Raw genomic sequence first — 22746 nt, forward strand, 5'->3', positions numbered from 1 at the left:
TGCGGCTATCGCGACGACCGTCTCCAGTACTACCGAAATGCCCATCGTCCGATGACGCCAGTGCTGGCAAACAGCCGCAGCCGTGCCGCCTCCCACTCGGCCAGCGTTCGCACCCGTTCCTGGCGGGCATCGGCAAGCGCGGCTTGTGCCGACAGCAGTTCCAGAATATCTCCTGCGCCGAACGCGTAACGATTGCGCGCCGACGTCAGCGCCGCTTCCGCGGCAGCCAGCAAGCGTGCAGACGCATCCAGGTTGTCCGCCGTCGTCTCCGCGTCGGCATGGGCCTTCAGCACGTCACGCAGAATCTGCTGCTGCGTATCGAGAAGCTGTGCCTGTGCCAGTTCGGCCTGAGCCTGCGCGCCGCGAATCCGATACGTACGAGAAAAGCCGTCAAAGAACGGAATCGTCAAAGTCAGGCCGATGCTGGTTTGCGTCGCCCGCACTGACTGCAATCCCTGATTCGGATATCCGTTCCGCGACAGCGTGCCGCTTAGATCTAGGGTCGGCATTCCGTCGGACCGCACGGCCGTGACCTTCGCTTGCGCAGCCTTCCATTTGGCCCGCGCCGCCCGGATCTCGGGGTGAGAACTTTCGGCCGCGCGAAGCCAGTCGCTTAGCTGGCGCTCCGCGTCCAGCGCAACCGGTACGACTGCCTCCTCGACCTCGACCCGCGTGCCGGCGGGCAGACCGGTCGCAAAGACCAGTTCGGCGCGGGCCCGAGCCACCTCCCCGCCCGCTCGTCGGGCAGCGAGCAATGCCTTGGCCAACGCAGTTTCCGCCTGCAATACGTCTGCTCGGGATGCAACGCCCATGGCCAGCCGCTTACGCGACGCACGCAGCGTCGATTCCGCCAAAGTCGCGGACTCGGTACGCGCTGCAAACGCCGCTTGAGCATTCTGAACATCGAAATAGCTCCCGATGACATCCACGACCGCCTTTTGCATCGCTGCGTCGTGGCCCGCCAGCGCTGCCGTCAGCAGTTGCTGTGCCGCCGCGCTGTTTGCTGCTCGCCCACCAAAGTCGAGTAGCCGCCAGTTCAACGTCGCGTTCGACGTTCGACCGACGCCGCGCGTATTCATCGATGGTGCATCGGAATACCGGTTATAAGTCGTCAATTGGCTGATCGCCCCGTTGACGGTGGGGAGCCATGCCGATCTGTCCTCACCCACCGCAGCGGCCTGGATCTTGATCGATGCCCACGCCGCTCGAATACGGGGGTTGTGGCATAGCGCAAGATCAACCGCATCACCGAGCGTCAGCGGCTTCGCCGGGCCAGTCGTCGAAGCGCATACAACTGGCATGTCATCGCCCGGTAATCGCTGCCCCGCATCCAGCACCGGTGGACGGGTCAGCAACGGATCGGCCAGGCCATCCGGAATCCCGCGTGTTTCGGCATTGCATGCAATTGAAACCAACATCAGGCCGAAGATCCACGGACACACGCCATCTTTCAAGCTCCTAGCGCTCACGCAAACTCTCCCGCGCATGCTGCAGCAACGGCGACAGCACATACTCGATCACCCGCCGCGTACCGGTTCTGATCTCGGCACTACCCGACATACCCGGCGACAGTGCGATCTCGCGACCGTCTACCACCAGCGCCGAACGATCAAGCAGGATCCTGACCGAGTAGACGAGTCCCTTCTTGTCGTCGTCTATCGCATCGCGCGAGACATGACTCACTTTCGCCGACAACGTGCCGTATTTCGTGTACTCGAATGCATCGATCTTCACGCTGGCGGCCTGCCCTTCCTCGACGAAGCCGATATCCCGGTTGTCGACGAATGCTTCCATTTCTACCGCCCCCTCTCGCGGCACGATCTGCATCAGCGGCTGTGCGGCCGGCACCGCTGTCCCAATGGTATGGACGGCAAGCTGCTGGACGGTTCCGTCGATCGGCGCGGTCAGGCGCAGCAGTTCCCCGTGTGCCTCCGCACGCCGCATGTCGCCCGACGACGCGTCCACGATACGCTGCGCATCGTTCAACGCATCCTGGGTATTCCTTCGCGTCTCTGCCACGAGAGCCGCGCGTTGGTGACGAGCATCCGCAAGCTGTCCCGCCGTATCGATGCGCTGCTGCTCGGCCTCGATCCACGCATGCTCCGCAACGTCACGGGTCTCCATCAACTTGGCGTAATCGTCCGCACGACGCGCCGCAAGCGGAGCGGCCTGACCGTACCTGTGTATTTCGCTGTCGAGACGGTCCCGTCGCGCGACGAAATCGCGCCATTGATCCAGCAGGTGCCGCTCGACCTCGCGCCGGCGCTCGGGCGACACGCCCTCCACACCCGCCAGTCGAGGCTGTCGCCCCGTGTCGATCGCGTCGATCAACGCCCGCGCACGCTCGGCTTGCAGTACCGCATTCAGCCGGTCGCCGTCCGCCCGTTGACGTTCGGCGTCGATTACGCGCGTATCGAGATCGATCAGTGCGTCGCCAGCCTTCACGACCTGTCCGTCGCGCACGTGCAGTGCTCGCACGCTGGCAACCTCGACCGCCGCCAGCGTCTTGGTCCGGGAGGATGGAATGATCTTGCCGCCGCCGTCGACAACAATGTCGATTTTCCCGAAATACGACCAGACGATCGCCGTCGTTACGAGCAGGATGAGAATGCGCGCGACCCACCGGCCTGCCGGCGAGACAGGTGTCGCCTGGACAGACAGCGCCGCCGGCAGAAACTCGGCCTCGTTCGCATTGAATGTCGGCAGCGTCATCCGATGGCGCTGGTTCCAGCAGTGGCGCCAGACATCGCGGTAACGCCCGACCAGTTCACGCCAGGCCCCTGCCTGCTGTCGCATGCTCATATCCGTGCCTTTGCTACGTCGCGACCGCCCTGTTGCAGCGAATACAGGTGTGCGTAGATTCCATTCTGCGTGCGCAGCAGTGTGTCGTGCGTGCCGCTTTCCACGATTTGCCCGCGATCCATCACGAGAATCCGGTCGGCATCGCGCACCGCCGAGAGCCGATGCGCAATGATCAGCACCGTACGCCGCGCGCAGATGTCCCGCATGTTGGCCTGTATGACGGCTTCTGATTCGTAGTCGAGCGCGCTGGTCGCCTCGTCGAATATCAGGATGCGTGGATCGGTCATCAATGCGCGAGCAATGGCGATGCGCTGCCGCTGGCCGCCCGAGAGCCCCGTGCCATGCTCGCCGACGAGCGTGTCGTAACCCTCCGGAAGCTCGCAGATGAACTCGTGTGCGCCGGCCAGCCTCGCTGCATCGATCACTGCGTCGATCGACGCAGTGGGTCGAGCCAGCGCGATGTTGTCCCGCACCGAACGATTGAACAGCGTGTTTTCCTGCAGAACAACGCCAATCTGCTGGCGCAGACTCGCCGTATCGATCACTGCAATATCGTGCCCGTCGACCAGCACTCGCCCGCGATCCGGCACGTAGAGCCGCTGCGCGAGCTTGGTCAGCGTGCTTTTGCCCGACCCGGAGCGGCCAACGATTCCGATGACCTCGCCCGCCGCGATCCTGACGGAGATCTGCCGGATGACATCGCTCGCATCCGGCCGGTAGCGAAACGATACCTGGTCGAATTCGATCGCGCCCTCGAGACGGGGTACTCGCGTCTTTTTGGCTGCGGTTTCGGGCGCCGTGTTGAGGATATCCCCGAGGCGCCCCATCGAAATCCCTACCTGTTGAAAGTCGTTCCACAGCTGAGCGAGACGCAGTATCGGGCTGGACACCTGCCCGGCCAGCATGTTGAACGCGACGAGCTCGCCGACGGTCAACTTGCCGTCGATCACCAGCGTGGCGCCCAGCCACATGATCGCCGCGGTCACCAGCTTACTGATCAACGTCACGCCGCCGCTTGCAATCGTGGCAACGTTGGTCGCCGACAAGCCCGAACTCACATAAGCGGCCAGTTGACGGTCCCATCGATCCGTCCAGCGCGGTTCGAGCGCCATCGCCTTGACCGTATCGATCCCGCTGATGGTTTCAACGAGGAACGACTGATTCTCGGCGCCCTTATTGAATTTTTCGTTCAGACGCCGCCGAATGATCGGCGTAAACACGACCGACAACAGCACGTAGAGTGGAATCGAAACAACGACGATCAACGTAAGCCACGCGCTGTACCAGAGCATCACCCCGAGGAAAACGAACGAAAACGCGAGGTCCATCACCAGCGTCACGGCATTGCCGGTGAGGAACGCGCGAATGTTCTCCAGCTCGCGAATACGGGCGACAGAATCGCCGACACGGCGCGCCTGAAACCACGCCAGCGGCAATGCCAACAGATGACGGAAGAGCCGTGCGCCGAGCTCGACGTCGATCTTGCTGCTCGTATGCGCAAAAACCCAGGTTCGTATCCCCGAAAGCGCCGCTTCGAACAGCGTCGCGCAAATCAGCCCCACGGCGATCACGTTCAACGTCTTCATCGCGTGATTGACCAGCACCTTGTCCATCACCACCTGGAAGAAGAGCGGCGTGGCGAGCGCAATCAACTGCAACACCAGAGAGATCGCGAGAACTTCTCCCAGCAGCTTCCGGTACGTGACGATTGCCGGAATGAACCAGCTGAAATCGAAGCGCGCCAGGGTACCCGCAATGCTGCTCTTGCTCGTGAAATAGATGAGCTCGCCGGTCCAGATATCCAGAAGACGCTCGCGGGTCAGGACGGCAGGTGCCTCACCCGGAAACTGGACAAGCATTCGAGGCGCACGTGTTCCATCCGCGGCCTGGTACTGCGCGACCACGAAATAGCCACCTTCGCCTTTCGCCCGCGCGACCGCGGGCAAAGGCGCCCGATCCAGTCGTTCGATGTTCTGTTGAACGGCCCTGGCCGTCATGCCGAGGGAACGCGTGGCTCGCAGGATTGTTTGAGTATCGAAACGGCCGAAGCCGAATTCATGTCGCAACGCGGCTTCGTCGGCTGCGATGCCGTGCAGGCTGGCCATCGTCAGAACGACGGCGAGACCGGAGTCGACATCCTGCGTCGGAGACGACGCCGGAGGCCGGAGAATGGAACTGTCCATGAAGGGAACACGAGGCGAGGAAGAAAATGCGATACGGCCGGCAGCAGGCCGTCCGGTCGCACGTAATGTGCAACCGGACGGATCGACCTTCGGGAACCGGAATTAACGCCAGCTCGTCGCCAGCGTCGGCGCAAGCGCGGCCTGATGCTCAGGGGACAGCGTGACCGACCCCGCGGCCGGCGGCGACCATACCGCCATGGCCTGTACCAGCTTCTCGACATCGGCGTTGACGAGTGTCCGACCGTCGTCTACCCGGATCTGCTCGATCTGATACCGTGAACCCAGGTACCAGTCCCGAACCGTCGCGGTATCGCTGGTGCCAAGGATACTGATCTCCAGGTCGTTGCCGACGTGACGGAACCACAATTGATCCGCAGATACGCCTGCGCCGATGCTGATCACATCGCTGTTGCAGAGCGTTTCGTCGTCGTCCCGGATCGTGTCGCGGCCGGACCCGCGACCGAATCGATAGGTATCGTTGCCCAGGCCACCGACCAGAATGTCATTGCCGGCACCGCCATCCAGCACGTTGTTGCCCCGGTTGCCGATGATCGTGTTGTCGAGTGCGTTACCCGTGCCGTCGATGTCCTCGTTCCACAGTTTCAGCGCCTCGGCCGTGTAGATCGCGTAGGCATTCGGTACGTTGGCGGCCGCCCGGAACTCCTGAAGGCTGATGTAGCGCGTCATGTCGCTGACGCGCCGGCGGCCCGAGTCGGCAATATAGAAGCCTTTGAGCTCGCCATCAGCGTCTCCATAAACCGCGCCCGTCACGGTTACGACGTGATTCGCGCCGCCGCCATCGAGATAAGCATTGTCTTCCCAAAGCCGACCCGAGTTCAGCGCCAGTATCACGCCACGACCACTGCGGATGAGATTCGCAACCGCATGCTCGTCGTATCCGGCAAGCAGGTTGTTTGCAATACCGTAACTCTTGAGCAGTGCCTGTTGCTGAACGTAATTCGATCCGCCTCGCTGGTAATCCGTTGCAGCCGGAGTGGTGACGGCCCATTGGTTGTCGATTGCGCGCCGAACGACGTCTCCCTCGGTAGTCGGCGTACCGGTCTGCGTAAGCAAATTCGCGATCGACGTCAGCGCACACGTTCCCTGGAACCTCGGCACCGCATCGCCTTGCATGTAATCCAGTTCGTTGGCTTTCGGGTACCCGTAGACGTGAACGGCCACGCCATCGACGAGCCCTTGTTCCGGCTTGCCGAAATCCAGCAGGTTCAGGTTCTCGACGTGTTCGCCCAACGTATAGCTGATCTTGCTCTGCACCGTATCGATGCCCTCGCCGGCGAATTCGACGACGCGGTCGCCAACATTGTCGACGTAGTAGGTATCGTTGCCCTTTCCGCCGATCATCGTGTCGGCACCGGTAACGCCATCGAGGATGTTGTCTGCGCTGTTGCCGACGATTCGGTTATCGAGCGCATTGCCCGTGCCATTGATGTTGAATCCGTCGACGAGTCTCAACTCTTCAAGGTTGGCGTTGAGAATGTAGTTTGCGCTGCTGATTACCGTGTCGTAACCCTCGTTTGCGTATTCGAGAATCACGTCATTGACGCTGTTCACGATATAAGTATCGTTGCCCTCGCCGCCTTCCATGTGATCCGCGCCGGCCCCACCGTCGAGATAGTCGTCGCCCAGACCGCCAAGGAGCGTGTCGTTGCCTTCTCCACCGTAGAGATAGTCATTGTCGGTCTCGCCGGGGCCTAGCGTCCGCTTCGCCTCGTTGTCACCGGTGAAGCCCACCAGCAAATCGTCGCCTGCGCCACCGTACAGGATGTCGTTCCCGACTTGACCGAACAGACGATCGTTGCCGTCTCCGCCGTACAGCCGGTCGTGGCCGTCTCCGCCTTGAATTTCGTCGTTGCCCGCTTCCCCATAAAGCAGATCGTTGCCGAGGCCACCGAGAATCAGGTCGTTGCCGGCTCCGCCGTAGATCGTGTCGTCGTCGGTTTCCCACGCGGCGAGAGACTGCTTCGCGTCATTGGTGGCAGTGAAGCCGACGAGAATATCGTCCCCATCACCGCCCCAGATCGTATCGTTGCCCGCGCCGCCGAAGATCTTGTCGTTGCCGGTTTCCCCCGACAGCGCGTCGTTGCCGTTGCCGCCGTTCAGCTCGTCGTTTCCGGTGCCGCCGAAGAGCCTATCGTCGCCTTCGCCACCATCGAGGAAATCGTCGTCGTTGCCGCCGTCGAGGTAGTCGTTGCCGAGGCCGCCGTACAGTGCGTCGTTTCCGTTGCCGCCATACAGCGTGTCATTGTCGGTTTCGCCGTCGGCGAGCCACTGCTTCGCGTCGTTGCTGGCGGTGAATCCGACCAGGACGTCGTCACCATCGCCGCCCCAGATCACGTCGTCGCCGGCTTCGCCGAATATCCGGTCATGGCCGGTTTCGCCGAGAAGCCGATCGTTGCCTTCGTTACCGTGCAATTCGTCATCGCCCGCACTGCCGTACACCGTGTCATTTCCTTGACCACCGCAGACGAGGTCCGCGCCATCACCGCCGTCCATGTAGTCGTTGCCGAGGCCTCCCCACATCTGGTCGTTGCCGGCACCGCCGTACATGACGTCGTCGTCCGTTTCGCCCGGTGCAAGTGTCTGCTTGGCTTCGTTCAATGCGGTGAAGCCCATCATGATGTCGTCACCATCGCCGCCGTTCATGATGTCGTTACCGGCCTGGCCGAACAGGGAATCGTTGCCGGAGCCCCCGTCGAGCACGTCGCTCCCTGCACCACCCTGAAGCTCGTCGTTGCCTTCTTCGCCGTACAACCGGTCGTCGCCGTCATAGCCGAACAGCTTATCGTTGCCCGCCCCGCCCCAAAGATTGTCGTTGCGCAAGCTGCCACCCATTACATCGTCGCCGCCGCCGGCGAGGAAGTTCTCGAGCAGGTCGCTGTTGATCCAGTGACCGTATGCGGCGTAGTAGTTCGCGTCGAATACGTCGTTGCCATCGGTTCCGACGAGATAGGTTCGATTGCCGTTGTTGACCTTTATCCGACTCGCAACGAAGTGGATGAACTGACTGGAATTGATCCAGTACGTGTTGTCGGTGTCGCGCAATGCCCGATAGTTTGAAAACGGAACGGCGGGGGCAAGAAAAATTTTCCCGGGCTGGCCCGCAACGTCGCTGCCCTTCGACGGCGCAGCGACAGGGCCCGCCGCATACCAATCGTTGCCGCGGGTCAGGATGTCGTAGTCGATAGCGCGGATCTCGGAAATCCCTGCCTGCCCGAGCGTTCGAAATTCGCCCGCGTCGCCGATGCCATCTTCATTGGTATCGACCCAGACTTGCAGCCCGTTCAATTCCGCACCTGAAAGCTTACCGTCGCGATTGGCGTCGAGCGATCGAAGCGCGGCCGCGCTCAGGCCGCGCCGCTGAGCATCGAGCAGCACCGGGGTCTTGTTTGCAATCGATACAGCCGCATCCAGTGCGACGCTTTTCGCTTCGTAGAATGCGCCGATCGGGTTTTGCCAGCCTGGCGGCATCGTGAACCCATAGTCGTTTTTTCCGCCATAGGTCAGCGTCCGGGAAATAATCTGGCTCAGGTCCAGATAACTCGTGCCGCTCAGCAGGCCGGTGGCACGATAGCGTGACAACAGGCTGTCGGCAATGAATGCATCGCGCACGTTCGACAGGTCGTAGCGACGGCCGTTGCTCACAACGATGTTGCGGTCGGCGATTCCATCGCCGTTCGTGTCTTCGCGGACTACGCTTGCGCCATCGCTGACACGGGTCTCGGTTTTGATGCTGTCGAAGACGCCGTCGCCGTTGGTGTCGGTTTTGGTGGTAGTGACTCGACCATCATCGGCATAGTGAGTCTCTTGAAGCCTGGCACCATTCGTCGCGTATCTTACATATTCCGTCATCTGGCCGTTCGGCCCGTACAACGTTGCAGTACCCAGTGCCCCACTGACGTACTGGTTGATCTGTTTCACACCGGTAGAAAATGTCAGCGTCGTGGTTTTGATAAAACCCGTCGCCAGGTCCAGCGAATAACTCACGCCCGCGACAGGTGCTTGAGACAAACGTTTGCCCATCGCTCCGTAAGCCACTCCGTTTTGCTCATAGTACGTGGTATCCGGATCCGCTCCAGGGCGTGCTCGAGCCAGATAGTTTCCCGCCACCTCGATCATGACCTTCTCCAGCACGTCGGCAGGCATTTTCCCGATGTTTGCGTCGTAGACTTTGGTCAGCGCGCTGTTGAGGTCAAATCCAGGGGCTGTGTCGTGGTCCGGGCGATCGCCCAGTACGGGAATCAACACACTTCCGTTTTTCGCGATCTCCCGGGATACCAACCAGTTGTTATAGGCAGCCGCGGCCTCTTTTGTCACTCCCACCATCGCTGACAAATGATAGTCATCCCGCATCTCAGTTGCATGGTGCCGCTCCCGAGCTTGATCGCGTGCATCGTTGATATAGTGACCAATCTCGTGACTCAAAATGCCGACCAAAACACGTGGATCGAGTCCATCGAACGCCACCTCACCATAACTCCCAAACACAATCGCTGGCCGCCGATGATCCCAGAATATTCCCCGCTCACCTGCGTCAACCTTAATTGGCGCCAACTCTTTACTCACAACACCTTCGTTGTATTTAATTATTTGATCCACGAGAAGCGGACTCTTATTGATCAGATCAATAGTTTCTTGCCCCAACTTCACATCTCGAAACAATTCTTCACGACCAGTTATCTTCATTATCCGCCTCACTTTCTCTCGCGATTCATCGAAATATAAACACCACTAATACAACCACCACGGTCAATAGAAAAAACCACCCTGGCGTCTATATCCTTCCTTTCATACATGTACGCCCACCACGTCCGATGAGAAACCGGATATTTTTCAACATCACCGAATACTTCGAGCAGATCGTATGGCGTGATACATATCGCCCCAGCATCAATCGGGAGCGATAATCCTGCTCTATAAAACTCCCCCTTCACAGGCCAGAATATTCCATAATCAAAACCCCTTTTCTTCTCGTATTCTTTAGAGGATGCTATGCGTTTCACATCAACCCCATACCCCTCAATCGATCCATTCCTATCGCGAACTGGTTCCCTCAGGTCAACTTTGTAGTCAATCCTTAACCGCTTCGCAACAAATCCAACATTCTCAAGATCACCAGAATCCACAACGGCCTTGACATCGATCAAAAAATTCTTTGGAGATCTGACCGGGTAATCTTCCACGGAATTAATTGCACAAGCAGAGACAAAAACAGAAAGCACGGATAAAACAAAAATCTTCCTCACGACATCACCCTCACCCAACGTTGACCCTCGACGTCGATCATCCACTTCCCACTATCGGCAATAGCACATTATCTTGGTTCGCGCTTATTTTTGTATGGATACCTAATCAAAATATAAACATACGATCGACTGACAGCCCCACATCACGTCACCGAACCGCGAGATGCCATGTCGCGAAGATATAGAAAGAATTGAAAGAAAACAAGCAAACGCTTAATTTTCATACATATACGAAACAACGAAAATAATTCCGTACTTGTCTGATCCCTATCTCACGGCTTCACATCGATTGATCCATTCACCAAATCTACTGTTCAAACCTGCAACCCAATCAATTCCAGCAAAAAACAAAAAAGCCGGCACTTTGGCCGGCTTTTCCGCTAACAACAAAATAATGACGTATTGTCAGTCACTATATACACTTAGCACACAATACACGTCAACAACGCTCCCTCATCACACGTCGAACTCCCCCCCCTGCGCCAGCGGCAGCTGCCGACTGTAGTTGATCGTATTCGTCGCGCAACGCATATACGCCTTCCACGCATCCGAACCCGACTCGCGCCCGCCGCCCGTTTCCTTCTCACCGCCGAACGCGCCGCCGATCTCCGCGCCGCTCGTGCCGATGTTCACGTTGACGATCCCGCAGTCGCTGCCCGCCGCCGACATGAACTGCTCGGCCTCGCGCATGTCGTTCGTGAAGATCGCCGACGACAGGCCTTGCGGCACCGCGTTGTGCACGTCGATCGCATCTTCGAAGTTGTCGTAGACCATCAATCGCGAGTTCGACGAAGAGCGATCTGCTGTTCGAGATCCTGAAGCAGTTGCGTGCGGCGGGGATCACGCTGTCGAGCCCGCAGATGCTGGTCGTGCAGAACATGCCGACGGTGGAGAAGTAACGGACGTTGCGCGCCGGCGCGTATTCGACTCGAACAGTCTGTCCGCGCTCGATGCGAAGGCTCACGACATCGTCCCCGGACACCGCGCGTTCGTCGCCGGCCCGGGTCGGTAATTCCGATTGACGCCGACGCGCACGATTCCCGAGCGCCCCAAACACAACGGGCCGGCACCGCATCGCGGCAACCGGCCCGTTTCATCGTCAAGCGGCGCCACGCGCGCCGCGCGACATCACACGTCGAACTTCACCCCCTGCGCCAGCGGCAGTTGCCGGCTGTAGTTGATCGTATTCGTCGCGCGACGCATATAAGCCTTCCACGCATCCGAACCCGACTCGCGCCCGCCGCCCGTTTCCTTCTCGCCGCCGAACGCGCCGCCGATCTCCGCGCCGCTCGTGCCGATGTTCACGTTGACGATCCCGCAGTCGCTGCCCGCCGCCGACATGAACTGCTCGGCCTCGCGCATGTCGTTCGTGAAGATCGCCGACGACAGGCCTTGCGGCACCGCGTTGTGCACGTCGATCGCATCCTCGAAGTTGTCGTAGACCATCACGTACAGGATCGGTGCGAACGTCTCGCGCTCGACCACCGCCGATTGCTTCGGCATCCGCACGATCGCCGGACGCACGTAGTACGCATCCGCGTGACCGACGTCGACGCGCTCGCCGCCCTTCACTTCGCCGCCCTGCTCGCGTGCATCGGCCAGCGCCTTCTGCATCGCGTCGAACGATGCGCGATCGACCAGCGGGCCGACCAGCGTGCCTTCTTCGAGCGGGCTGCCGACCTTCACCGATGCATACGCCTTCTCGATGCGCGGCAGCAGTTGCTCGACGATGCTGCGATGCACGATCAAGCGGCGCAGCGTCGTGCAGCGCTGGCCGGCCGTGCCGACCGCCGCGAACGTGACCGCGCGCACGACGAGGTCGAGATCGGCGCTCGGCGCGACGATCATCCCGTTGTTGCCGCCAAGTTCGAGGATGCCGCGCGCGAGACGCTGGCTCAGCACCTTCGCGACTTCCGTGCCCATCCGCACGCTGCCCGTCGCGCTGACGACCGGCACCTTCTTCGACGCCGTCAGCACCTCGCCGACATCGCGCATGCCGAGCACCAGCTGGCTCAGCCCTTCCGGCGCGACGCCCGGATGCGTCTTCCCGAACTCGCGCAGCGCCTTCCCGAGCAGCACGTGGCAGGCGATCGCGGTAAGCGGCGTCTTCTCCGACGGTTTCCACACGACCGGGTCGCCGCACACGAACGCGAGCGCCGCATTCCACGCCCACACCGCGACCGGGAAGTTGAATGCCGAAATCACGCCGCACACGCCGATCGGGTGCCACGTTTCCATCATCCGGTGGCCCGGGCGCTCCGACGCGATCGTGAGGCCGTAAAGCTGGCGCGACAGGCCGACCGCGAAATCGCAGATGTCGATCATTTCCTGCACTTCGCCGAGGCCTTCCGACGTGATCTTGCCGGCCTCGAGCGTGACGAGGTGGCCAAGCGCGGCCTTGTGCTCGCGCAGCACATTGCCGAACACGCGCACGAGCTCGCCGCGCACCGGCGCCGGCACCGTGCGCCACTTGAGGAATGCGTCGTGCGCGGCGTCGATCTTGCGCTCGGCGTCGGCGGGCGTGTCGACGGCCAGCGTCGCGAGCGTCGCGCCGTCGAGCGGCGAACGCGCGGTCAGCGCATTGCCTTTCCACTGGGCGAGATCGATATCGAGCGCGGCAAGAATGTCGTTGAATTGCATCACTTCCTCTTCAGGGACAGATTGATCGGTGCGGCGGCAGCGCCGCCCGCGTGATTCGATTGGAGCGCGTTCGCGCGCCCTGTGCAAGCGGATGCGCAGCTCGGCAGGCCCGGTGCGCCGCACGGCGCATCGCGCTGCGCCGCCGCCGGAAAGCCCGGCCGGACGGCGCGCCCCAGCCTCGCGAGGCACGATCCATGAAACACATTGTCGGCGGCCACAAGTCGGGCCGCTATTGATATTAACTCACGACTTCATTCCCAAAACGCAACACCTCGGCGGCCCGGACCGATGCTTTTCAGTGCCGATACGGGACGTTTCCAAAGCCCGTAGCAGGGCGGCCAGACGCGTCCCAACGCGATGCAAGTTGATGACAAAGCCGCATCACCCTGTTCGGAAATATCGTTTGCCGCTCGTGCATCGGGCACACACAATCGGTGCGACGTCGAGGTGCAACGCACCCGGCGCGCCGCCGGCCGCCACTACGGCAGCCGGACGACAGACGAACGCGACACGCATCGCGGCCCGGCTCATCCGGCCCGTTCCCGCGAAGCACCACCGCTGCCCGGCCGGCAACGCGTCGCGCTTCGTCGCCGAAAAACAATCCCGGAGACAGCGCCCAGCGCCCGCCATGCATTCAGATGCCCGCCCCGATTCGCCCCGTCCGTCCGGCTCGCCGCCCGCGAAGCCGTCCCTCCACCGCGCGCTGCAGGCCCGCCATCTGCGAATGATCGCGATCGGCGGCTCGATCGGCACGGGCCTGTTCGTCGCGTCCGGCGCGTCGATCTCGCAGGCCGGCCCCGGCGGCGCGATGCTCGCGTACATGGTGATCGGCCTGATGGTCTATTTCCTGATGACGAGCCTCGGCGAAATGGCCGCGTTCATGCCCGTGTCGGGTTCGTTCGCGACCTACGGCGCGAAGTTCGTCGACGAAGGCTTCGGCTTCGCGCTCGGCTGGAACTACTGGTACAGCTGGGCCGTCACGCTGGCGGTGGAGCTCGTCGCCGCGCAGCTCGTGATGCATTACTGGTTTCCGCATGTGCCGGGCGTCTGGTGGAGCGCGCTGTTCCTCACGCTGATCTTCGCGCTCAACGCGCTGTCGGTGCGCGGCTTTGGCGAAGCCGAATACTGGTTCGCGCTGATCAAGGTGCTGACGGTGCTCGCGTTCGTCGGCGTCGGCCTGCTGATGATCTTCGGGATCATGCAGGGCGGCCCGAGCGCCGGCTGGGGCAACTTCACGATCGGCGACGCGCCGTTCGCCGGCGGCTGGGCGACGATGCTCGGCGTCGCGATGATCGCGGGCTTCTCGTTCCAGGGCACCGAAATGATCGGCGTCGCGGCCGGCGAATCGGAGAACCCGCGCACGACGATCCCGCGCGCGGTGAAGCAGATCTTCTGGCGCATCCTGCTGTTCTACGTGTTCGCGATCTTCGTGATCGGCGTGCTGATTCCCTATACCGACCCGAGCCTGTTGAAGAGCGACGTGACCGACATCGGCGTGAGCCCGTTTACGCTGGTGTTCCGCCACGCGGGCCTCGCATTCGCGGCCGGCGTGATGAACGCAGTGATCCTGACGGCCGTGCTGTCGGCCGGCAACTCGGGCATGTACGCGTCGACGCGGATGCTCTACAACCTCGCGGTCGAAGGACGCGCGCCGAAGCTGTTCGCGAAGCTGTCGCCGGGCGGCGTGCCGCGCAATGCGCTGTACGCGACGACCGTCGTCGGCGCACTGTGTTTCCTCACGTCGCTGTATGGCGACAAGACCGTCTACCTGTGGCTGCTGAACACGTCGGGCATGGCCGGCTTCATCACGTGGCTCGGCATCGCGGTCAGCCACTACCGGTTCCGCAAGGGCTTCCTCAAGCAGGGCTATCGGCTCGACCAGTTGCCGTACCGGTCGAAGTGGTTCCCGTTCGGCCCGCTGTTCGCATTCGCGCTGTGCGCAGTCGTCGCGCTCGGCCAGGATTACCAGGCGTTCCTCGCCGACAAGGTCGACTGGGCCGGCATCGCCGCGACCTACATCGGCCTGCCGTTCTTCCTCGCGATCTGGCTCGGCTACGCGCTCGTGCGCAAATGCCGCCTGGTGCGCTACGAGGACATGGAGATCGCGCCGTGGATCGAACGCAACGCGACGCCCGAAGCGGCACCGCAGGCCGAAACCGGCTACGCGGGCTACGTCGCCCGCCCGGCCAACCCGGCGCCGGGCGCCTGACGGCCCGCCTCGCGCCGGCCGCTGCCCGGTCGTGGCAGCCGGCGCCCTGCGCCCCCATTCGACGCGGCGCGCGCGTTCAGGCAAGATCGACGCGCGCCGTCCGTTTTTCCGCCGTCAAGAGTCAACGAAATCGCATGCAGAACTTCTACGAAGCCACCGTTACCCGCCAGCCCTACCCGCAACTGACCGGCCCGATCGACACGCAGGTCTGCATCGTCGGCGGCGGCCTCGCCGGCCTGTGCACGGCGCTCGGCCTCGTCGAGCGCGGCGTGCGCGACGTCGTCGTGCTCGACAGCGAACGGGTCGGCTTCGGCGCATCGGGCCGCAACGGCGGCTTCGTATTCGGCGGCTACAGCCTCGACAACGCCGACCTGCTGCGCACGCTCGGCCGCGACGAAGGGCGCCGGCTGTACCGGCTCACCGTCGATGCGGTCGACCTGATCCGCGCGCGGATCGCGCGCTACGGGATCGACTGCGACATCGTCGATGAGGGCGTGATGCTCGCGAACTGGTTCGACGATCCTTCCCGGCTCGACAGCGTGCGTACGCTGATGAAGCGTGAACTCGGCGTCGACTGGGAACCCGTGTCGACGGACGCGCTGCGCACGCGGCTGAAGACGCAGCGCTATTACGGCGGCCTGTTCGAGCCGAACGCATTCCACTTCCATCCGCTCAAGTACGTGCTCGGCGTCGCGGCGGCCGCATCGCACGGCGGCGCGCGCGTGTACGAGCGCTCGGCTGCGCTCGGCATCGCACGCGAAGGCGCCGGGTACGTCGTGCGCACGGCGCAGGGCGCGGTGCGCGCGAAGGACGTCGTGTTCGCCGGCGGCGGCTACGCGCGCGGCGTGTCGCCGCGCATCGAACGCGCGGTATTGCCGATCGCCACCTACGTGATCGCAACCGAACCGCTCGGCGCGCGGCTGCCGGACGCGATCGACGCGCCGTACGCGATCTACGACACGCGTTTCGCGTTCGACTATTACCGCCCGCTGAAGGACACGCGCATCCTGTGGGGTGGCCGGATCTCGGTGCTCGACCGCGGCCCCGACGCGATCGCTCGCCTGCTGCGGCGCGACCTGCTGCGCGTGTATCCGCAACTCGAAGACGTGAAGGTCGACTACGCGTGGGGCGGGCTGATGAGCTATGCGCGGCACAAGATGCCGCAGATCGGCCGCGACGCGGACGGCGTGTGGCACGCGATCGCGTTCGGCGGCCACGGGATGGCGCCGACCACGGTCGCCGGCGAAACGCTCGCGGCCGCGCTGGCCGAAGGCCGGCCGGTGCCGGACGGCTTCGCCGCGTTCGGGCTCACGCGCACGTTCGGGCTGGCGGGCCTCGCCGCCGCGCAGCTCACGTACACGGCATATCAGGCCCGCGACGCGCTCGCGTCCTGCCGCCGCTGAGCGCCCCGCGGCGGCCGCAACTGCCCGCCGATTAGAGCGGAAGGTCGGCAGGACGCGGATTTCCCACATGCTAGAATGCCTCGTCCAAGCCGCCGCGAAGCCAGAACAAATTCACATGAAAGCAGGAAGCAAGGCCGCCACGTCCGAAAGCCGCGCGCTTGCGTCCGACGCGCGGCGCAAATACGATCCCGAGCAAACCAAGCGCAACATCCTCGATGTCGCCACGCAGGAATTTTCCGCGATGGGCCTCGCCGGTGCGCGCGTCGATGCGATCGCCGAGCGCACGAACACGACGAAACGGATGCTCTATTACTACTTCGAAAGCAAGGAAGGCCTGTACGAGGCCGTGCTGGAGAAGGTGTACGGCGACATCCGCGCGCTCGAGCAGGAACTGCACGTCGGCGACATGGAGCCGCGCGAAGGCATGCGCCGCCTCGTCGAATTCACGTTCGACTATCACGACAAGCATCGCGACTTCGTCCGCCTCGTGTCGATCGAGAACATCCATGGCGCGAAGTATCTCGAGCAGCTCAAGTCGTTCAAGAACCGCAACGTCAGCATCATCAAGACGCTCGAGGAACTGGTCGAGCGCGGCGCGGCAAGCGGCGCGTTCCGCAAGGACATCGACGCGTTCGACCTGCACCTGCTGATCAGCTCGTTCTGCTTCCACCGCGTGTCGAACCGCTACACGTTCGGCGCCGCGTTCGGCCGCGACCCGTCGGCGCCGCGCCTGCGCGCGCGGCATCGCGACACGATCACCGACGCCGTGCTGCGCTACGTCGCCGCGTAAGCGACGGCTGCCCGGGCTCCCGGGCAGCGCCCCCGGGGCATGAAGCAACCGTGCCCTTCCCGCATCAATCCGTCGACGCGGTCGACGCCAGCGCGATCCGCGCCTTCTCTTCCGGGCTTCCCGCCACGTAATACTTCTTCGCCCAGCTCGAATCGGGCGCGAGCGCGAGCCGCGCATGCGTGCCCGTGCCGGCGCCGTGCTGCTTCGCACCGATCGCCAGCGCACGGGCGCGATAGTGCTCGTAGAGCCGCAGGAATTCCGCCAGATAGATCGCCGCGATCCGCTCGTCGCGAATCTCGAGCAGGTTCTCGTCGTTGTACTGCTCGGAATTGCGGCTCATGTTCGCCGAGCCCGTATACACGACCGGATTCGCGCCTTCCGCATCGATCACGATGAACTTGTGATGGATCACGACGGGCGGATAGGCCGGCGCCGGCTCGCCCGGAAACTGCCGCAATTCCGGCTCGAAGCCCTGCGGCACCGTCGCCGGCGAGAAGTACTCGGCATCGATCACGTCGTGGTTGTTGCGGCTGCGGTGATACAGCTCGAGGTTCGCGAGCGTCGCCGCATCGAGCGGCTGGCCGGCCTGCTGCGCGGCATCGGCCTTCGTCGCGCTGCCGATGTTGATCTTGTTCACCAGCCCGAACATCATCAGCCCGCGGTCGCCGGCCGCGAAGCACGCGTCGCGCAAGGCCGCGTCGGTCGGCATGAACAGGCAGAACGACACCGAATGCTTCGCGGCCGCGATCGCGGCGACGATCGTGTCGATCTCGGTGCGCTGCCCCGCCGGTTCGGGCGAGAACGCCAGCCGCACCTGTGCGCTGCCGATCGTCATCGGCACCGACCAGCCCGGCGACAGCCGCGCCGTCTCCGCGATCGACGGATTGCCGGCCAGCGCATGCGCGCGATCGTTGTACAGCGCGGCGAGCGCGGGCGAGTCGAATGCATGCAGCACGTTGGCCTGCTCCGTCAGCCCCTCGGTCGTGAAGTTCGCGGAACCGGTCAGCACGCGTGCGGGCGCCGGGTTCGACGGCGCATCGGTCACGATGAACTTGTCGTGCATGATGTGCGTCCTGTCGCGCGGCGCGAGCGTCGCAAGCCCTTGCAGCGCGTCGACCGCCGGCTGGTTCGGCGACGGCAGCGGCGGCTGGCCCTTGCGCGCCGTCGTGTGCGCGTCGTAGACGATCGCGAGCGACGCGTCGCCGTGCTTGCGCCCGAATGCTTCGAACGCGGGCAGCGCCCACAGCGTGTCGGTCAGGTGATAGACCGCCGACGCCGCGCGCGACGCGGGGTCGAGCATCTCCGCGAACACCTGCTCCATGTCGTTCGCGAGCCACGTGCGCAGCTTCAGCGCCTGCGCATCGCTCGGTGCCGCATGCGGCGCGAGCCCCAGCGCCGCGACCTGCTTCGCGAACGCCTGCGAGCTCACCACCGCGCGGTTGAACCACGTGCCGATGCCGTCCTCGATATGCGCGGGCAACACGACGTCGCACACGCCGACCTGCGCGTCGAGCACCTGCAGATTGTCGGGCGTGCCGACGACCGGATACACGTCGTAGCGGAACGACGCGCCGCGGTCCTGCGGATCGATGCGCGCGTCCCACCACATGAATTTCTGGATCGGCGCCTGGTCGGTCGGCGCGTCGCCCTGCGTGTCGGCGGCCGGGCCGTCGAACGTCAGCCGGTTCGGCAGCCAGCTGTCCGGCGCGCGCGTCTTGCCGTCGGCCGACCAGAAGCCCGGCGTGCGCCGGATCGCGAAGCCGAGGAAATCGTTGCGCGACTGCGCATCGGCCCAGTCGAAGGCCAGCAGGACGAGAGTGGGGGAAAGATAGCTGCGCACGCTGACGGTCATTCGTTGCTCCCTGGCCGCGAGGCCGGTCGAAATGAATGGGTCAGTGTCGGCAGAGGTTCTTCCCGCAGGATGACGGTCCGATGAACCTTGTATGTCGGAAGCGCGTCAGTCGCACACGAGCAGTTCGATCCCGCGCACGGTCAGTGCGCGGCGCACGGCCTTGTCGGGTGCGCGTTCGGTCACGAGATAGCGCGCGGCGGCCGCGCCGTTGATCCGTACCGGCGTCACGCGGCCGAATTTCGAATGGTCGGCGACGATGATCGCCGTGCCGGCCGCCGCGATCATCCGGCTGCGCACTTCGGCCGCGATCCGCGAGTAGTCGGTGCACTCGCCGTCGGCCGTGATGCCGCCGGCACCGACGAACGCGAAATCGACATGGTATTGCGCGAGCTGGTGGATCGTGTCGAGCCCGAAGGTTGCGTCTTCGTCGTCGGACAGCTCGCCGCCGAGCAGCGTCACGCGGTTGCCGTTGCGCCGCGCGAGCACGAACGCGGTGCGCCAGTCGTTCGTGTAGATCGACAGCCGGTGCCGGTCGGCGAGCGCAAGCGCGACCGCATGCGGCGTGCTGCCCGAATCGATCAGCACCGATGCGTCGTCGGGCACGAATTCGGCCGCGCGCCGCCCGATCGTGCGCTTCGCTTCGGCGTTCGCGGCTTCGCGCTCGGACAGGCTCGGTTCGCGGCGGTCGGCGGCCAGCGCACCGCCGTGCGTCATCACGAGCAGGCCGCGCGCGGCGAGCGCGTTCAGGTCCCGCCGCACGGTCTCGCGCGACACGTCGAGCGAGCGCACGAGTTCCGCGACCGACAACGCGCCCGACCGTCCGAGCTCCGACAGAATGTATTGATGACGTTGTTCCGCCAGCATCGCGTGTGCGCCCGGGGCGACTGGTAATGGGTAAGCTGGCCATTGTATTACGGCCGCTTTACCGGTATTTGACTGCGGCGCGAAACGCGGCCGGGCGGCCGGCCGCATTCCCCGAAAGCGAAATTCTGTATTGCCTGACGCGCGCGAATCGGCACGCCGCCGGTTGCTACACTTTGCGCTTCGCCGAACGACAGACCAAGCAAAGGGGCTCGCACCATGTATCGCAAAGGCAGCGTGATCGAAATCCAGTTTCCGCCCGAACGACTCAACGATGCGGCCGGCGATCCGTACTGGATCGACCTGACGCTCGACGAGGCGCGCCGGCTCTACGAGCAGCTCGCCGCGCGCTTCGCGACCGACGCGCGCGCCAACCAGCCGCTCGACACGTTCTCGATCGACTGATCTCCGCAGCTTCGCGCTTGCCCTCATCGCAAGCGGTGCGGCGTCCCACCCGTCCGCGCCCCGCTCGCGCCCGCCGATAGCCGGCCCGCGGCGGAAGCCGGATGCCCGGCACCCAACGACCGTCGGCGCATTCGCACGATGCGCGGTCCGAGTGCAGGATTCGACAAGACGCCGGTGCCGCTTCCCGCGATACTGGCCGACTTTACGGTTCCGTCCGGCCGCATCGCGGCCCGCCTCGCATGCTTACCTCGATCGTCGCCGCCGCTTTCGTCGCGCTGTGGTCCACCGGCTTCATCGTTGCACGGGCAATCAAGCCCTACGCCGATCCCAACCTGTTCCTGCTCGCGCGTTTCGCGGGTACGGCCGCGCTGTTCGGCGCGGTTGCGCTCGTCGCGCGCGCGCCGTGGCCGGCCCGCCGCGAGTGGCCGCGCCACCTGATCGCGGGCGCGCTGCTGCAGGGCGTCTATCTCGGCGCGAGCTACTGGGCCGTCGCGCAAGGGTTGAACGCGGGCGTGATGGCGCTGCTCGGCGCGCTGCAGCCGCTCGCCACCGCCGTGCTCGCCGTCCCGCTGTTCAACGAGCGCCTGCCCGCGCGCGGCTGGTTCGGGATGGCGCTCGGGCTCGCCGGCGTCGCGCTCGTGCTGGCGCCGAAGGTCGCGGGCGGCGTCGCGCCGCCGCCGGGTGCGGCGCCTGCGTGGTTCGTGGTCGCCGTATCGGTGCTCGCGGTCGGGTCGATCACCGCCGGCTCGCTGTACCAGAAAGGCAAGCTCGCGCAGAGCGACCTGCGCACCGCGGTCGCCGTGCAGAACTTCGGCGCGGCGATCGTCGCGGCGATCTTCGTCGTGCTGCTTCATGAAACGCGCTGGATCGGCGCGCCGGCGCTGTGGGTGTCGCTCGTGTGGGGCGTCGTGTTCCTGTCCGGCGGCGCGGTCACGATGCTGATGTGGATGCTACGGCGCGGCAACGCGGCGCGCGCGACGTCGCTGCTGTTCCTCGCGCCGCCGCTTGCCGCGCTGCAGGGTTACCTGCTGTTCGGCGAAACGCTCGCGGCGATCCAGCTGTTCGGCTTCGCGCTCGCGCTGGCGGGCGTCGTGCTCGCGCGGCGCTGACGCGGGCGCACATGCGCGCGGCCGTGCGGCCGCGCCGACGCTTGCCGGCAAGCTCAAACTCATCGAAGCCGGCCTCACGGCCCCCCGTCCCGCGGCATCCCGCACCCGCCCGGCGCACCATGCACCACGGCGACGCAGCGCGTCTCGCCGAAGCAACGCCAGACGGCCGGATCGCACGCCCGGCGCGGCGCCCCGCCGCGATTGCGCTTATGATGGGCGCCTTGCATTTCGTTCCGGAACCACCTTCATGACATCCGCCGATTACGCCAGCCGCCAACGCGCGATCATTGCCGAACTGAACGTCGCCCCGCACTTCGACGCCGAGGCCGAGATCGCCCGCCGCGTCGATTTCCTCGCGCAATACCTTCGTTCGACCGGCCTGCGGACCTACGTGCTCGGCATCAGCGGCGGCGTCGATTCGTCGACGGCCGGGCGGCTCGCGCAACTGGCGGTCGAACGCCTGCGCGCCGACGACTACGATGCGCGCTTCATCGCGATGCGTTTGCCGAACGGCGTGCAGAACGACGAAGCCGATGCGCAGCGCGCGCTCGCGTTCGTGCGCGCGGACGAGGAACTGACCGTCGACGTGAAACCGGCCGCCGATGCGATGCTCGCGTCGCTGGTCGCATCCGGCCATGCGTTCGACACGCCCGCGCAACAGGATTTCGTGCACGGCAACATCAAGGCGCGCGAGCGCATGATCGCGCAGTACGCGGTGGCCGGCGCACGGCGCGGCATCGTGATCGGCACCGATCACGCGGCCGAATCGCTGATGGGTTTCTTCACGAAGTTCGGCGACGGCGGCGCGGACATCCTGCCGCTCGCGGGCCTCAGCAAGCGCCGCGTGCGCGCAGTTGCCCGCGCGCTCGGCGGCGACGAAGCGACCGTGATGAAGGTGCCGACGGCCGATCTCGAAGAACTGCGCCCGCTGCGTCCCGACGAGCACGCATACGGCGTCAGCTACGACGAGATCGACGATTTCCTCGAAGGCAAGCCGGTCAGCGACCATGTGTACGAAACGGTGCTGCGCTTCTACGACGGTTCGCGCCACAAGCGCGCGCTGCCGTACACGCCGTTCGACTGGCCGACCGCGCAAGCCGGCCACCCACGCGAAAATACCGCCGCGTCGCAATCCGGCGCTGCGGCCGCGTGACCGGCCAGCCCCGCGCCGGAACCTGACCGCCGCGCGCACCGTAGCGGCGACGCGCGGCAACCAAACGACGGGCAA

At 64.2% G+C, this 22746-nt stretch carries 14 protein-coding genes and 1 pseudogene; 6 read left to right on the forward strand and 9 right to left on the reverse strand.

Translation table 11 applies throughout. The features are described 5' to 3' along the window. Window positions 1-29: 29 nt before the first annotated feature. The 7 genes and pseudogenes from MRS60_RS24600 to amaB all read right to left on the reverse strand — a co-directional run bounded on the left by MRS60_RS24600 (window position 30) and on the right by amaB (window position 12889). Window positions 30-1487, reverse strand: coding sequence for a TolC family protein (locus MRS60_RS24600; RefSeq protein ID WP_243565708.1), 1458 nt, complete (start codon window positions 1485-1487; stop codon window positions 30-32). Further along, window positions 1459-2802 carry an HlyD family type I secretion periplasmic adaptor subunit gene (locus MRS60_RS24605; RefSeq protein WP_105390227.1) on the reverse strand — a complete coding sequence of 448 codons (1344 nt, stop codon included), beginning with the start codon at window positions 2800-2802 and terminating at the stop codon, window positions 1459-1461. The genes MRS60_RS24600 and MRS60_RS24605 overlap by 29 nt, the downstream gene beginning before the upstream one ends. Then, the gene (locus MRS60_RS24610) at window positions 2799-4985 is read right to left on the reverse strand and encodes a type I secretion system permease/ATPase (protein ID WP_243565709.1); all 2187 of its coding nucleotides are present in this window, start codon (window positions 4983-4985) and stop codon (window positions 2799-2801) included. The genes MRS60_RS24605 and MRS60_RS24610 overlap by 4 nt, the downstream gene beginning before the upstream one ends. Window positions 4986-5087: 102 nt before the next feature. Continuing rightward, complete coding sequence (locus tag MRS60_RS24615; RefSeq protein WP_243565710.1) at window positions 5088-9689, reverse strand: calcium-binding protein; 4602 nt, start codon at window positions 9687-9689, stop codon at window positions 5088-5090. A gap of 8 nt (window positions 9690-9697) precedes the next feature. Continuing rightward, window positions 9698-10294: a hypothetical protein gene (locus MRS60_RS24620; protein ID WP_243565711.1), complete on the reverse strand. Its 597-nt coding sequence runs from the start codon at window positions 10292-10294 to the stop codon at window positions 9698-9700. A gap of 411 nt (window positions 10295-10705) precedes the next feature. Next, a pseudogene (locus MRS60_RS24625) lies at window positions 10706-11026 on the reverse strand (aldehyde dehydrogenase family protein); the annotation flags it as partial. Between the two features lie 351 nt (window positions 11027-11377). Then, entirely contained in the window at window positions 11378-12889 is a 1512-nt protein-coding gene (amaB, locus tag MRS60_RS24630; protein ID WP_034180907.1) for an L-piperidine-6-carboxylate dehydrogenase, read from the reverse strand. A 628-nt stretch (window positions 12890-13517) separates the two neighbouring features. Between amaB and MRS60_RS24635 the strand changes: the two genes are divergently transcribed. From MRS60_RS24635 to MRS60_RS24645, 3 genes are all read left to right on the forward strand, one after another. Continuing rightward, complete coding sequence (locus MRS60_RS24635) at window positions 13518-15098, forward strand: amino acid permease (RefSeq protein ID WP_243565712.1); 1581 nt, start codon at window positions 13518-13520, stop codon at window positions 15096-15098. A gap of 134 nt (window positions 15099-15232) precedes the next feature. Then, the gene (locus MRS60_RS24640) at window positions 15233-16501 is read left to right on the forward strand and encodes an NAD(P)/FAD-dependent oxidoreductase (RefSeq protein ID WP_034180910.1); all 1269 of its coding nucleotides are present in this window, start codon (window positions 15233-15235) and stop codon (window positions 16499-16501) included. 115 nt (window positions 16502-16616) lie between these two features. Then, window positions 16617-17291: a TetR family transcriptional regulator gene (locus MRS60_RS24645; protein WP_111018932.1), complete on the forward strand. Its 675-nt coding sequence runs from the start codon at window positions 16617-16619 to the stop codon at window positions 17289-17291. A gap of 64 nt (window positions 17292-17355) precedes the next feature. Here the strand turns inward: MRS60_RS24645 and MRS60_RS24650 are convergent, their stop codons facing one another. Next, the gene (locus MRS60_RS24650; RefSeq protein WP_105393487.1) at window positions 17356-19143 is read right to left on the reverse strand and encodes a phospholipase D-like domain-containing protein; all 1788 of its coding nucleotides are present in this window, start codon (window positions 19141-19143) and stop codon (window positions 17356-17358) included. Between the two features lie 105 nt (window positions 19144-19248). After that, the gene (locus MRS60_RS24655) at window positions 19249-20007 is read right to left on the reverse strand and encodes a DeoR/GlpR family DNA-binding transcription regulator (protein WP_034180913.1); all 759 of its coding nucleotides are present in this window, start codon (window positions 20005-20007) and stop codon (window positions 19249-19251) included. 216 nt (window positions 20008-20223) lie between these two features. Here MRS60_RS24655 and MRS60_RS24660 point away from each other — a divergent pair, with 216 nt between their 5' ends. From MRS60_RS24660 to nadE, 3 genes are all read left to right on the forward strand, one after another. Beyond that, window positions 20224-20409: a hypothetical protein gene (locus MRS60_RS24660; protein ID WP_006480515.1), complete on the forward strand. Its 186-nt coding sequence runs from the start codon at window positions 20224-20226 to the stop codon at window positions 20407-20409. A gap of 239 nt (window positions 20410-20648) precedes the next feature. Continuing rightward, complete coding sequence (locus MRS60_RS24665) at window positions 20649-21518, forward strand: DMT family transporter (protein ID WP_065501128.1); 870 nt, start codon at window positions 20649-20651, stop codon at window positions 21516-21518. Between the two features lie 247 nt (window positions 21519-21765). Beyond that, the gene (gene nadE / locus MRS60_RS24670) at window positions 21766-22671 is read left to right on the forward strand and encodes an ammonia-dependent NAD(+) synthetase (RefSeq protein ID WP_051983694.1); all 906 of its coding nucleotides are present in this window, start codon (window positions 21766-21768) and stop codon (window positions 22669-22671) included. Window positions 22672-22746 lie beyond the last annotated feature (75 nt).

The organism is Burkholderia pyrrocinia, from assembly GCF_022809715.1.
Taxonomy (GTDB): Bacteria; Pseudomonadota; Gammaproteobacteria; order Burkholderiales; family Burkholderiaceae; genus Burkholderia; species Burkholderia pyrrocinia_C.